The 12,507-nt window shown below is 61.6% G+C and carries 12 protein-coding genes; 6 read left to right on the top strand and 6 right to left on the bottom strand.

Going from position 1 to position 12,507, the window contains the following annotated elements; genetic code table 11:
• Positions 1–94 precede the first annotated feature (94 nt).
• The 6 genes from AO356_RS06450 to AO356_RS06425 all read right to left on the bottom strand — a co-directional run bounded on the left by AO356_RS06450 (position 95) and on the right by AO356_RS06425 (position 7,578).
• Positions 95–730 (bottom strand): lysoplasmalogenase, encoded by a 636-nt coding sequence (locus tag AO356_RS06450; protein WP_060739064.1) that lies wholly within the window; start codon positions 728–730, stop codon positions 95–97.
• A gap of 2 nt (positions 731–732) precedes the next feature.
• Positions 733–1,125: a protease inhibitor I42 family protein gene (locus tag AO356_RS06445; protein ID WP_060739063.1), complete on the bottom strand. Its 393-nt coding sequence runs from the start codon at positions 1,123–1,125 to the stop codon at positions 733–735.
• A 215-nt stretch (positions 1,126–1,340) separates the two neighbouring features.
• Positions 1,341–3,755: an endopeptidase La gene (lon, locus tag AO356_RS06440; protein WP_060739062.1), complete on the bottom strand. Its 2,415-nt coding sequence runs from the start codon at positions 3,753–3,755 to the stop codon at positions 1,341–1,343.
• A gap of 152 nt (positions 3,756–3,907) precedes the next feature.
• Positions 3,908–5,221, bottom strand: a complete 1,314-nt coding sequence (locus tag AO356_RS06435) for an MFS transporter (RefSeq protein ID WP_060739061.1) — start codon at positions 5,219–5,221, stop codon at positions 3,908–3,910.
• Between the two features lie 290 nt (positions 5,222–5,511).
• Positions 5,512–6,753, bottom strand: a complete 1,242-nt coding sequence (locus AO356_RS06430; RefSeq protein ID WP_060739060.1) for an HlyC/CorC family transporter — start codon at positions 6,751–6,753, stop codon at positions 5,512–5,514.
• Positions 6,754–6,765: 12 nt separating this feature from the next.
• Positions 6,766–7,578 (bottom strand): cytochrome C assembly family protein, encoded by an 813-nt coding sequence (locus AO356_RS06425; RefSeq protein ID WP_060739059.1) that lies wholly within the window; start codon positions 7,576–7,578, stop codon positions 6,766–6,768.
• A gap of 195 nt (positions 7,579–7,773) precedes the next feature.
• On the opposite strand from AO356_RS06425, the gene ffh reads away from it, so the two are divergent.
• The 6 genes from ffh (at position 7,774) to xerD (ending at position 12,375) form a co-directional block, all read left to right on the top strand.
• Positions 7,774–9,150 carry a signal recognition particle protein gene (ffh, locus tag AO356_RS06420; protein ID WP_060739058.1) on the top strand — a complete coding sequence of 459 codons (1,377 nt, stop codon included), beginning with the start codon at positions 7,774–7,776 and terminating at the stop codon, positions 9,148–9,150.
• Positions 9,151–9,401: 251 nt separating this feature from the next.
• The gene (gene rpsP / locus AO356_RS06415; RefSeq protein WP_003198088.1) at positions 9,402–9,653 is read left to right on the top strand and encodes a 30S ribosomal protein S16; all 252 of its coding nucleotides are present in this window, start codon (positions 9,402–9,404) and stop codon (positions 9,651–9,653) included.
• Positions 9,654–9,658: 5 nt separating this feature from the next.
• Positions 9,659–10,195, top strand: a complete 537-nt coding sequence (rimM, locus tag AO356_RS06410; RefSeq protein ID WP_058544503.1) for a ribosome maturation factor RimM — start codon at positions 9,659–9,661, stop codon at positions 10,193–10,195.
• Entirely contained in the window at positions 10,177–10,950 is a 774-nt protein-coding gene (gene trmD / locus AO356_RS06405) for a tRNA (guanosine(37)-N1)-methyltransferase TrmD (RefSeq protein ID WP_170845966.1), read from the top strand. Before rimM ends, trmD begins: the two co-directional genes overlap by 19 nt.
• A 45-nt stretch (positions 10,951–10,995) precedes the next feature.
• Positions 10,996–11,346 carry a 50S ribosomal protein L19 gene (gene rplS, locus AO356_RS06400; protein ID WP_003175895.1) on the top strand — a complete coding sequence of 117 codons (351 nt, stop codon included), beginning with the start codon at positions 10,996–10,998 and terminating at the stop codon, positions 11,344–11,346.
• A gap of 132 nt (positions 11,347–11,478) precedes the next feature.
• Positions 11,479–12,375, top strand: a complete 897-nt coding sequence (gene xerD / locus AO356_RS06395) for a site-specific tyrosine recombinase XerD (RefSeq protein ID WP_060739057.1) — start codon at positions 11,479–11,481, stop codon at positions 12,373–12,375.
• Positions 12,376–12,507: the final 132 nt, after the last annotated feature.

Raw genomic sequence — 12,507 nt, 5'->3', positions numbered from 1 at the left:
ATAGCAAGACCGAACTGTCGTTCATCGCGGGCAAGCCTTGCTCCCACAGAGCCGTGCCCCACAGAACCTTTGCTCCCATATTATTGAGCTTTGTTTAGTGTGGCTTTCGGGCGAACGCCGACGCTGTAATGCCCCATTGGCCCAGCCAATAACTGACGATGATCAGGTAAGGCGCGGCATGGAAGGGGTGCACGAACCGGTTGATGCCGATGAGGCTGTCGGAAAACACAAACGCCAGCGCCCCGGTGGCGGCCAGCCACGCCGAACGCTTGGGCACGTCGGTGCCCAGTCGTGCCAACGCCCGCCAGAGCATGGCGCTGATGACCAGGCCGTAGATCACCACCGGCACCAGCAACGGCCCGAGACCGCTCGACACCAGGATTGCCAGGAGCACCGCGCCGATGCCCAAGGCCAGGGCCAAGGGCAGCAGCGCCGGTCGGCGGCAGTCGCTGAGGTAGGCTTTCAGGTAGGCCAGGTGCGCCAGCAGAAACGCCCCAAGGCCGAACACGAACAGGTCCCCCGGCCAGGCCAGCAACACATCGCCCACCAGCGAGAAAATCAGCCCGAGGCTGATCCAGCGCCGATATTCGCTGGGCGGCGCATCGTGCAGCCAGCCGAGCAGGGCCAGCACCGGCATGGGCTTGACCAGCAGGCACAGCAGCGTGGCATGCATGGCCAGGCCGTACAGATAGGTGGCCGCACCCATCAGTGCGAGGATCAGCCAACCCACAGTCAGTTCACCGCGATAGCGCAGTCAAAGGTTTCCACGGGCGGCACTTCCGGCGCCCAAGGCTGTTGATAAGTCAGGCGCAAGCGCCCGGTGCCGGCGTTGAACGCCTGGAAGCGCCAGGTCGAAACACCTGCGGCGCCAACGATGCCGGCGTCTTCCGGGTTGCGATAAACCTCCGGCCCCAAACCCTTCAATACACCACCGGCCGAATCCTGGATCGCCCAGCGATAACCGGTGCTGGGGTTGCTGGGCAGGCTCAGGATCAGGTTCTGTCCGTTATTGAGCCTTACGGGGCACTGGCTCAGTTTTTCCACGGTCACGTTGTTGCTGGTTTGCGTGGCGCAGGCGCTCAGCAGGGCGAGGCTGAGGGGGACGAACAGGCGAGTGAGGGACATAAGGGCAACGGCTCCGGCATTCACGACGAACGGCGAGCATAACCGAAGATGCTACTGGGTGTGTCAGGTGGGGATGTGTTGTTGCGGATGACGCCATCGCGAGCAAGCTCGCTCCCACAGGGGATTTGTGGTGTTCACAGCATTTGTGATCCACACCAAACCTTGTGGGAGCGAGCTTGCTCGCGATGAGGCCGGTACAGCGGCTATAAAAAACCTCAGAACAACACCTTCGCCACATCCGCAAACCGCTTGGCAAAGTGCACGGTCACACCTTCCTTGAGGTAGTCCGGCAATTCTTCGAAGTTGCCCCGGTTGGCTTCCGGCAGGATCAGTTCGTTGATCTTCTGTCGGCGCGCGGCGATGACCTTCTCGCGCACGCCGCCAATCGGCAGGACGTGCCCGGTGAGGGTCAGTTCGCCGGTCATGGCCACGCCTTTTTTCGGCGGCTGGTTGCGGGCCAGGGACAGCAAGGCACTGGCCATGGTCACGCCGGCGCTCGGGCCGTCCTTGGGTGTGGCGCCTTCCGGTACGTGCAGGTGAACGAACGCCTCGTCAAAGAACTTCGGATCGCCGCCAAATTGCTTCAGGTGCGAACTGACGTAGCTGTGGGCGATCTCCGCCGACTCCTTCATCACCTCACCCAGTTGCCCGGTCAGCTTGAAACCACGATTGAGGGTGTGGATGCGCGTCGCTTCGATCGGCAAGGTCGCGCCGCCCATGCTGGTCCAGGCCAGGCCGGTAATCACGCCGATGCCGGACAACACCTGCTCGTTGCGGAACACGGGCTTGCCCAAGGAAGCCTCGAGGTCCTTCGGCCCGAGCTTGATCACCGCTTTCGGGTCGTCGATCAGCTTCATCACTGCCTTGCGCACCAGTTTGCCCAGCTGTTTCTCCAACTGTCGCACCCCGGCCTCACGGGCGTAACCGTCGATCAGGGCCTTGAGGGCGCTGTCGTTGATGCTCAGGCTGCCCTTGGACACACCGGCCTTGGCCAGTTGCTTGGGCCACAGGTGCCGTTTGGCGATGGCGACTTTTTCTTCGGTGATGTAGCCCGACAGGCGGATCACTTCCATCCGGTCCAGCAGCGGGCCGGGGATCGAGTCCAGGGTGTTGGCGGTGCACACGAAGAGCACTTTCGACAGATCCAGGCGCAGGTCCAGATAGTGGTCGAGGAATTCGACGTTCTGTTCCGGATCAAGGGTCTCCAGCAACGCCGAGGCCGGGTCGCCCTGGTAGCTCTGGCCCATCTTGTCGATTTCGTCGAGCATGATCACCGGGTTCATCACTTCGACATCCTTGAGCGCCTGCACCAGCTTGCCCGGCTGGGCACCGATGTAGGTGCGTCGATGGCCCTTGATCTCGGCTTCATCGCGCATGCCGCCGACGCTGAAGCGATAGAACGGCCGGCCCAGGGATTCGGCGATGGACTTGCCGACGCTGGTCTTGCCCACGCCCGGCGGGCCCACCAGCAGCACGATGGAACCGTTGATCTCACCTTTGTAGGCGCCGACGGCGAGGAATTCGAGGATGCGGTCCTTGATGTCGCCCAGGCCGGCGTGGTGCTGGTCGAGCACCTTGCGCGCATGCTTGAGGTCGAGTTTGTCCTGGCCATACACGCCCCATGGCACGGAGGTCGCCCAATCCAGGTAATTGCGGGTGACGGCGTATTCCGGCGAGCCGGTTTCCAGGATGGAGAGTTTGTTCATCTCCTCTTCGATACGCTTCTGCGCCTGGGCTGACAGGACTTTGCCTGCCAGCCGCTGCTCGAATTGTTCGAGGTCGGCGCTGCGGTCGTCCTTGGTCAGCCCCAGTTCCTGCTGGATGACCTTAAGCTGTTCCTTGAGGAAGAACTGGCGCTGGTGTTCGCCGATCTTGTTGTTGACCTCGGCGGAAATCTCTTTCTGCAACCGCGCCACTTCGACTTCCTTGCGCAGCATCGGCAGCACTTTTTCCATGCGCTTGAGCATAGGCACGCAGTCGAGCACTTCCTGCAGCTCATTGCCGGTGGCGGAGGTGAGCGCGGCGGCGAAGTCGGTCAGCGGCGAAGGGTCGTTGGGGCTGAAGCGGTTGAGGTAGTTCTTCAGCTCTTCGCTGTACAGCGGATTGAGCGGCAGCAGTTCCTTGATCGCGTTGATCAGCGCCATGCCGTAGGCCTTGACCTCGTCGGTTGGCTCGCTTGGCTGATGCGGGTACTCGACTTCCACCAGGTACGGGGGGCGATGGTGCTTGAGCCAGGTGCGGATGCGCACGCGGGTCAGGCCCTGGGCGACGAATTGCAGCTTGCCGCCTTCCCGGCTGGCGTGATGGACCTTCACCAGCGTGCCGTACAGCGGCAGTTTCGAGGTGTCGAAATGGCGCGGGTCTTCCTGGGGCGTGTCCATGAAGAACAGCGCCAGGGAGTGATGATCGGACTTGGCCACCAGTTCCAGGGTCTCGGCCCACGGTTCTTCGTTGACGATGACCGGCAACACCTGGGCCGGGAAGAAGGGGCGATTGTGGATGGGGATGATGTAGACCTTGTCCGGCAGGTTCTGGCCGGGCAGCGCCAGGCCGGTGCCGGAGGAAGTGTGTTCGATGTGTTCGGAGTCAGCGTAGTCGTTAGTGGCTTCAGTAGAGTGCTGGTCGCTCATGGGGCACCTGCGCAATGGGGTATGGGTCTTAGATGGGGCAGGTGGGGGGTGGTTTCAATGGTGGGCGATTGTTAACGGTTATTTCATTGGTGGCCGTTCAGGCTGGCGACAGGTTTGCGTGGCGAGGCGCAGAGCCTCGCCACGGGCCCGGCCTAGGCGACCCGGTTCAAGTCGTTGTGGCGCGTTTCCTTCAGGCACAGCACGGCGATGACGCTGAGCAGCGCGGCCGCTGAAACATAGCCTCCGACATAGCTCAAGCCGCCCATCGCCACCAGTTTCTGGGCGAAGAACGGTGCGGCCGAGGCGCCGACGATACCGCCGAGGTTGTAGGCCGCCGAGGCGCCGGTATAGCGCACGTGGGTCGGAAACAGTTCCGGCAGCAAGGCGCCCATGGGAGCGAAGGTCACCCCCATCAGGAACAGCTCGATGCACAGGAACAGCGCCACGCCGCCGGTCGAGCCGTGGGTCAGCAACGGTTCCATGAGGAAACCCGAGGCAATCGCCAGCAGGCCACCGATGATCAATATCGGTTTGCGGCCGTAGCGGTCGCTGGCCCAGGCGGACAACGGCGTAGCGGCGGCCATGAACAGTACGGCAAAGCACAGCAGGCCCAGGAATGTCTCGCGGCTGTAGCCGAGGGTGGATACGCCGTAGCTCAGGGAAAATACCGTCGAGATGTAGAACAGCGCGTAACACACCACCATCGCCGCGGCGCCCAGCAAGGTCGGCGCCCAGTATTGGCTGAACAGCTCGACCAACGGCACCTTGACCCGCTCCTGGCGGGCCATGGCATTGGCGAACACCGGGGTTTCATGGAGCTTGAGCCGCACGTAGAGGCCGACGATCACCAGCACGGCACTGAGCAGGAACGGAATCCGCCAGCCCCAGTCACGAAATTGCTCGTCGTCCAGGCTCATGGCCAGGGTCAGGAACAGCCCGTTGGCTGCCAGGAAGCCGATGGAGGGCCCCAGTTGCGGGAACATGCCGAACCAGGCGCGCTTGCCCTTGGGCGCGTTCTCGGTGGCCAGCAGTGCCGCTCCGCCCCATTCACCCCCCAACCCCAGGCCCTGGCCGAAACGCAGCAGGCACAGCAGGATCGGCGCCCAGGCGCCAATGCTGGCGTAGCCGGGCAGCACGCCAATGAGCGTGGTGCACACGCCCATCAGCAGCAGGGAGGCCACCAGCGTCGACTTGCGCCCGATCCGGTCGCCGAAATGGCCGAACAGCGCAGAACCCAGCGGACGGGCGAGGAAGGCGATACCGAACGTCAGGAAAGACGACAGCATCTGTGCCGTGCCTGAGGTTTGTGGAAAGAACACCGGCCCGATCACCAGGGCCGCCGCCGTGGCATAGACGTAGAAGTCGTAGAACTCGATGGCAGTGCCGATGAAACTCGCGGTCGCCACGCGAGTGGCCGAGTTGGTCGGCTGGGCAGGCACAGCCTCGTTGCAGGTTGCGGTCGTCATGCGGTTATCCCTGACAGTCATGTGCTCCGTTGGAGCGATTATTATGGTCGAACGCCCAGGGATGCGGACGGGTATCCCGTCGCTGTTTCGGGTAGGAACAGTCCCAGGGTTGATGCGGATTTTGCCGATGGTCTGGCCGGAACCGACCGGGCGCGGGGTAGGCACGGGGTTCGGGCGGAGCTGGGTAAGCGGGTTGAGTATAGGAAGGGGGCTAACGAATCAACAAGAGAGTCCGCACACATTGCGCAGAACCCCGTGGCGAGGGAGCAAGCTCCCTCGCCACAAGGGGTTTAGAGCGCCGTGGGCACCGAACTGTTATGCCACGCCAGCACCTGGCTGACGCGGTTGTCCACGGTCTCGATGATTTCCAGGCGATAACGCCCGATCTTCAGGCAGACCGGGCTTTCGGGGATGGTTTCCAGGGCTTCGGTCACCAGCCCGTTGAGGGTCTTGGGGCCGTCGCAAGGCAGATGCCAGCCCAGGGTCCTGTTCAATTCGCGGATCGACGCCGCGCCATCGATCATCAGGCGGCCATCGGGCTGGGGATGGACGTGGGGGTTGTCGAGGCTGTGCTGACTCTCGAATTCGCCGACGATTTCTTCGAGGATGTCTTCCAGGGTGACGATGCCCAGTACTTCACCGTATTCGTCCACCACCATGCCCAGGCGCCGCTGCTGCTTGTGGAAATTCAGCAGTTGCAGCTGCAACGGTGTGCTTTCGGGCACGAAGTAGGGTTCATGGGAGGCGGCCAGCAGCGCTTCCTTGGTCAGGCTCGCGTCCGCCAGCAGGTGACGGATCTGGCGAGTGTTGAGCACTGCTTCGACCTGGTTGATATCGCTGTGGAACACCGGCAGGCGCGTCCGTCGGTTCAGGCGCAACTGTTCGATGATCTCGCCGATGGGGTCGTCGAGGTTGATCCCATCGACCTCGCTGCGGGGCACGAGGATATCGTTGACGGTGATGTTGTCCAGGGCGTGGATGCCGGAAATCGGATGCAGCCGGCCACTGCCTTGCTCTGACTCTTGCTCGCTGCGCGGTGGCGCGGGCATTTCGTCGTCGCTCTGCTGCACCATGCCGGGCTTGCGGGCAAATGGACGCAGCAACAACTGGCTGGCGCCATTCAACAGCCAGGCAAATGGATAGAGGATCTTCAACGGTATGCCCAGCAAGGTGTTACCCAGTGCCAGCACCGCGTCGGGCTGGCGGGTGGCCAGGGTGCGCGGCAGGTAGTCGGCGAACACCAGCAGGGCGGCGCTGGTGCCGAGCCAGGCGACCCAGGGGCCGTTTTCCAGCCAGGTAAAAATCGCCAGCAAGGTGCCGATGACCACGGCGAGGGCGCGACAGAGGGTATTGCACAGGATCAGGCTGGGCAGCGGGAAGGTCAGTGTCGCCAGTGGTTTGTCACTGGCGCGCGAAGCCGTGCGCTGGGCCAGCAGGTGTTGCTGGGCGGCTTCGATGGCCGTGAACAGGGCCGACCAGAGGATCAGCACCACCAGCACGGCGAACAACGGCGCTACGGGCAACGTATCCATCAGGTCCGTCCGTCAGATATGCAGGATGTATTCACGGACCAGCTTGCTGCCGAAGTACGCCAGCATCAGCAGGCAGAAACCGGCCAGGGTCCAGCGAATCGCTTTGTGCCCACGCCAGCCGAGGCGGTTGCGGCCCCACAGCAGCACGCTGAAGACCACCCACGCCAGGCAGGCCAGCAGGGTCTTGTGTACCAGGTGCTGGGCGAACAGGTTCTCGACGAACAACCAGCCGGAGATCAATGACAGCGACAGCAGGCTCCAGCCGGCCCAGAGGAAACCGAACAACAGGCTTTCCATGGTTTGCAGCGGCGGGAAGTTGCGGATCAGTCCGGAGGGGTGCTTGTTCTTGAGCTGGTGGTCCTGTACCAGCAGCAACAGGGCCTGGAACACGGCGATGGTGAACAGGCCGTAGGCGAGGATCGACAGCAGGATGTGGGCGAGGATGCCCGGCTCTTCGTCGATGATCTGCACGGTGCCCGACGGCGCGAACTGCGCCAGCAACACCGTGGCCAGCCCCAGTGGGAACAGCAGCACCAGCAGGTTTTCCACCGGGATGCGCGAGCAGGCCAGCAACGTCAGGGCGATCACGGCGACGGCGATCAGGCTGGCGGCGTTGAAAAAGTCCAGGCCCAGGCCGATCGGCGTCATCAGGTGGGTATAAAGGCTGGCCGCGTGGCCGAGCACCGCCAGCACGCCAAGCGTGACCAGCAGGCGTTTGTTCGCCTTGGCGCCGGTGGCCAGGCGGGTGCCTTGATAGAGGGTCGCAGCGGCATAAAGGCAAGCGGCGGCGAGGGTGGCAAGCAAGCTGGGTGACAAGGGGAGCATAAATCCTGTTAGGCAAGCCCGAAAGGCGCTGAGTTTGGCATAGAACCCCCTCCACACGAAAGACCACAGCAGGTGTACGCCGCACGCTTCTTCGCTATAATCCGCGACCTGCCCACGCCGCAGGCTCGCCGAGCACATTTTTCACGGTCTGGGCCGCCATTATCCCGGTCTCATCTGGGCCTGAAAGGATCGCGCATGTTTGAAAACCTAACCGACCGTCTCTCGCAGACGCTGCGCCATGTCACCGGCAAGGCGAAACTGACCGAGGACAACATCAAAGACACCCTGCGCGAAGTGCGCATGGCGTTGCTCGAAGCCGACGTCGCTCTGCCGGTGGTCAAGGACTTCGTCAATTCGGTCAAGGAACGCGCCGTCGGCACCGAAGTGTCGCGCAGCCTGACGCCGGGCCAGGCGTTCGTGAAGATCGTCCAGGCCGAGCTCGAAAGCCTGATGGGCGCCGCCAACGAGGACCTGAACCTCGCCGCCGTACCGCCAGCGGTGGTGCTGATGGCCGGTCTGCAGGGCGCGGGCAAGACCACGACCGCCGGCAAGCTGGCGCGCTTCCTTAAAGAGCGCAAGAAGAAGTCGGTGATGGTGGTGTCGGCGGACATCTACCGTCCGGCGGCGATCAAGCAGCTGGAAACCCTGGCCAACGACATCGGCGTGACGTTTTTCCCGTCCGACCTGAGCCAGAAGCCGGTGGACATCGCCCAGGCGGCTATCAAGGAAGCGAAGCTCAAGTTCATCGACGTGGTCATCGTCGATACCGCCGGTCGCCTGCACATCGATGAAGAGATGATGGGCGAGATCAAGGCGCTGCATGCCGCGATCAACCCGGTGGAAACCCTGTTCGTGGTCGACGCCATGACCGGCCAGGACGCGGCCAACACGGCCAAGGCGTTCGGTGATGCACTGCCGCTGACCGGCGTGATCCTGACCAAGGTCGACGGTGACGCCCGTGGCGGTGCCGCGCTGTCGGTACGGGCCATCACTGGCAAGCCGATCAAGTTCATCGGCATGGGCGAGAAGAGCGAAGCGCTCGAGCCGTTCCACCCCGAGCGTATCGCTTCGCGCATCCTCGGCATGGGCGACGTGCTCAGCCTGATCGAGCAGGCCGAGCAGACCCTCGACAAGGACAAGGCCGACAAACTGGCCAAGAAGCTGAAGAAGGGCAAGGGCTTCGACCTCGAAGACTTCCGTGACCAGCTGCAACAAATGAAGAACATGGGCGGCCTTGGCGGCCTCATGGACAAACTGCCGAACATCGGTGGCGTGAACCTGGCGCAGATGGGCAATGCCCAGGGCGCGGCTGAAAAGCAGTTCAAGCAGATGGAAGCCATCATCAACTCCATGACCCCGGCCGAGCGCCGCGACCCTGAGCTGATCAGCGGTTCGCGCAAGCGCCGCATCGCCATGGGTTCCGGCACCCAGGTGCAGGACATCGGTCGCTTGATCAAGCAACACAAGCAGATGCAGAAGATGATGAAGAAATTCTCCGCCAAGGGCGGGATGGCCAAGATGATGCGCGGCATGGGCGGTATGTTGCCCGGCGGCGGCATGCCGAAAATGTAAAGAATCTGCGCCGGCTGTCATGCCGGCGTTGCCCCGCACGGATGCGGGGATCTCCAGCAAACCCGTGCTATGCGGGAGCTGACCTGCCGTTTTTCATGACGGCTCTATGGCAAATCTTGATCGCATGGCGCATGGCGCCGGAAAAAGACATTTGCAAAAGTCCGGATATTCCTTAGAATATGCGGCCTTTCGGGCACCTATGCCCGCTGTGCATTTAGATTTGCAGCACCGACTACAGGAACGATGTTCACATGCTAACAATCCGTCTTGCCCTTGGCGGCTCCAAAAAGCGCCCGTTTTACCACCTGACCGTAACCGACAGCCGCAACCCGCGTGACGGTTCCCACAAGGAGCAGGTTGGTTTCTTCAACCCTGTTGCCCGTGGTCAGGAAGTTCGTCTGTCCGTGAACCAAGAGCGCGTAGCCTACTGGCTGAGCGTTGGTGCACAACCTTCTGAGCGCGTTGCTCAGTTGTTGAAGGAATCGGCTAAGGCTGCGGCCTGAGCAATATGAACGCGACGCCAAAAGATGCTGATGATTTGATCGTTGTCGGCAAGATCTATTCTGTACATGGCGTTCGCGGCGAAGTGAAGGTGTATTCCTTTACTGATCCGATCAAGAACCTGTTGGACTACAAAACCTGGACGCTCAAGCGCGAAGGTAGCGTGAAACAGGTGGAGCTGGTCAGCGGACGCGGGAACGACAAGTTCCTGGTCGCAAAGCTCAAGGGTCTCGATGATCGTGAAGAAGCTCGTCTTCTGGCCGGTTATGAGATCTGCGTGCCGCGCAACCTGTTCCCTGAACTGACCGACGGCGAGTACTACTGGTACCAGCTGGTGGGTCTGAAGGTCATCGACCACCTCGGGCAATTGCTCGGGAAAATCGATCACCTGCTCGAGACCGGTTCGAACGATGTCATGGTGGTCAAGCCTTGCGTCGGCAGCCTGGATGATCGCGAACGCCTGTTGCCCTATACCGAGCAATGCGTGTTGGCCGTCGACCTTGCCGCAGGCGAGATGAAGGTGGAATGGGATGCGGATTTCTAAACGTGGCTAATTTGCGCGTTGAAGTCATCACATTGTTTCCCGAGATGTTTTCCGCCATCAGCGAGTACGGCATAACCAGCCGCGCGGTGAAACAGGAGCTGTTGCAGCTCACCTGTTGGAATCCGCGGGACTACACCACGGATCGGCATCACACTGTGGACGATCGCCCGTTTGGCGGTGGTCCGGGCATGGTGATGAAGATCAAGCCCCTGGAAGATGCGCTGGTTCAGGCCAGGACGGCAGCCGGGGAGGGTGCGAAGGTGATCTACCTGTCGCCCCAAGGCCGCCAGCTGACCCAGTCGGCGGTACGCGAGCTGGCGAATTCGGATGCATTGATCCTGATTGCCGGCCGTTATGAAGGCATTGACGAGCGTTTCATTGAAGCTCATGTCGATGAAGAGTGGTCGATTGGCGACTATGTACTGTCTGGCGGCGAGCTGCCGGCGATGGTCCTGATCGATGCGGTTACACGACTGCTGCCTGGAGCTTTAGGGCATGCGGATTCCGCTGAGGAAGATTCCTTTACGGATGGTCTGCTGGATTGCCCGCACTACACCCGACCGGAGGTGTATGCGGATCAGCGTGTTCCCGACGTGTTGCTAAGTGGCAACCACGCGCACATCCGGCGTTGGCGTTTGCAGCAGTCCCTTGGTCGGACCTACGAACGACGCGCCGATCTTCTGGAAAGCCGCTCGCTTTCTGGAGAAGAGAAGAAGCTGCTCGAGGAATACATCCGCGAGCGGGACGATAGTTAACAACGTATCGATGGTGAGTCCGACGACTCGCCTTAGGAGCACAGCATGACTAACAAAATCATCCTTGCACTCGAAGCAGAGCAGATGACCAAAGAAATCCCTACCTTTGCCCCAGGCGACACCATTGTCGTCCAGGTGAAAGTGAAGGAAGGCGACCGTTCCCGTCTGCAAGCGTTCGAAGGCGTCGTTATCGCCAAGCGTAACCGTGGCGTGAACAGTGCATTCACCGTTCGTAAAATCTCCAACGGTGTTGGCGTAGAGCGTACTTTCCAGACCTACAGCCCGCAAATCGACAGCATGGCTGTCAAGCGTCGCGGTGACGTACGTAAAGCCAAGCTGTACTACCTGCGTGACCTGTCGGGTAAAGCAGCTCGCATCAAGGAAAAACTGGCTTAAGTCCAGCTTCCGATGCAAAAAAAGCAGCCTGCGGGCTGCTTTTTTGTTGCCTGCGATTTGCGCTTTGAGCACCCTGCATAGCTTCATTTTCAATTTCGATGCCGTGTGTGCCCGCATCCTTCAAGAGTTCTTATGCCAGCCATCGATCATCCTCTGATAGACCAGTTTCTCGACGCCCTGTGGCTGGAGAAGGGCCTGTCCGATAACACCCGCGATGCCTACCGCAGCGACCTGGCGTTGTTCAACGGCTGGTTGCAGGAAAATCACCTGGAACTGGTCAATGCCGGTCGCGAGTTGATCCTCGATCACTTGGCGTGGCGCCTGGAGCAGAACTACAAACCCCGCTCGACCGCGCGGTTTCTCTCCGGTCTGCGTGGGTTTTATCGCTATTTGCTGCGGGAAAAGCTGATCGCGGTAGACCCAACCTTGCGTGTGGAAATGCCGCAACTGGGGCGTCCGCTGCCCAAGTCCCTGTCGGAAGCCGATGTCGAAGCGCTGCTGGCGGCACCCGATCTCAGCGAGGCCATCGGTCAGCGCGACCGGGCCATGTTGGAAGTCCTGTATGCCTGTGGCTTGCGCGTCACCGAGTTGATCAGCTTGACGTTGGAGCAGGTCAACCTGCGCCAGGGCGTGCTGCGGGTGATGGGCAAGGGCAGCAAGGAGCGCCTGGTGCCGATGGGCGAGGAAGCGATTGTCTGGGTCGAGCGTTACATGCGCGATGCCCGTCATGAGTTGCTGGGCGGGCGTCCCAGCGATGTGCTGTTCCCCAGTCTGCGTGGCGAGCAGATGACTCGCCAGACGTTCTGGCACCGCATCAAGCACCAGGCCAAGGTGGCCGGGATCGGCAAGTCCCTCTCGCCCCACACCTTGCGCCATGCCTTCGCCACGCACCTGCTCAATCACGGTGCCGACTTGCGGGTGGTGCAGATGCTGCTCGGCCATAGCGACTTGTCCACCACCCAGATCTACACCCATGTGGCCCGGGCGCGGTTGCAGAACTTGCATGCCAAGCATCATCCTCGTGGCTGAATGAAATCCCTGTGGGAGCAAGGCTTGCCCGCGATGGCCGCGCCGCGGTGTAACAACTGAACCGCGTTATCGTTCATCGCGGGCAAGCCTTGCTCCCACAAGCCCTCTCCCACAGAAAGCCTCCACCCATGT

The organism is Pseudomonas fluorescens (assembly GCF_001307275.1).
Classification (GTDB): Bacteria; Pseudomonadota; Gammaproteobacteria; order Pseudomonadales; family Pseudomonadaceae; genus Aquipseudomonas; species Aquipseudomonas fluorescens_AA.
The sequence above is the reverse complement of the archived record's forward strand: the minus strand, read 5'-3'. Positions and strand labels throughout refer to the sequence as shown.

Coding starts and splice junctions, on each gene's coding strand:
- AO356_RS06445 (WP_060739063.1), bottom strand. CDS start 1,125: ATGTCCCTCACTCGCCTGTTCGTCCCCCTCAGCCTCGCCCTGCTGAGC.
- lon (WP_060739062.1), bottom strand. CDS start 3,755: ATGAGCGACCAGCACTCTACTGAAGCCACTAACGACTACGCTGACTCC.
- AO356_RS06435 (WP_060739061.1), bottom strand. CDS start 5,221: ATGACGACCGCAACCTGCAACGAGGCTGTGCCTGCCCAGCCGACCAAC.
- AO356_RS06430 (WP_060739060.1), bottom strand. CDS start 6,753: ATGGATACGTTGCCCGTAGCGCCGTTGTTCGCCGTGCTGGTGGTGCTG.
- AO356_RS06425 (WP_060739059.1), bottom strand. CDS start 7,578: ATGCTCCCCTTGTCACCCAGCTTGCTTGCCACCCTCGCCGCCGCTTGC.
- ffh (WP_060739058.1), top strand. CDS start 7,774: ATGTTTGAAAACCTAACCGACCGTCTCTCGCAGACGCTGCGCCATGTC.
- rpsP (WP_003198088.1), top strand. CDS start 9,402: ATGCTAACAATCCGTCTTGCCCTTGGCGGCTCCAAAAAGCGCCCGTTT.
- rimM (WP_058544503.1), top strand. CDS start 9,659: ATGAACGCGACGCCAAAAGATGCTGATGATTTGATCGTTGTCGGCAAG.
- trmD (WP_170845966.1), top strand. CDS start 10,177: ATGGGATGCGGATTTCTAAACGTGGCTAATTTGCGCGTTGAAGTCATC.
- rplS (WP_003175895.1), top strand. CDS start 10,996: ATGACTAACAAAATCATCCTTGCACTCGAAGCAGAGCAGATGACCAAA.
- xerD (WP_060739057.1), top strand. CDS start 11,479: ATGCCAGCCATCGATCATCCTCTGATAGACCAGTTTCTCGACGCCCTG.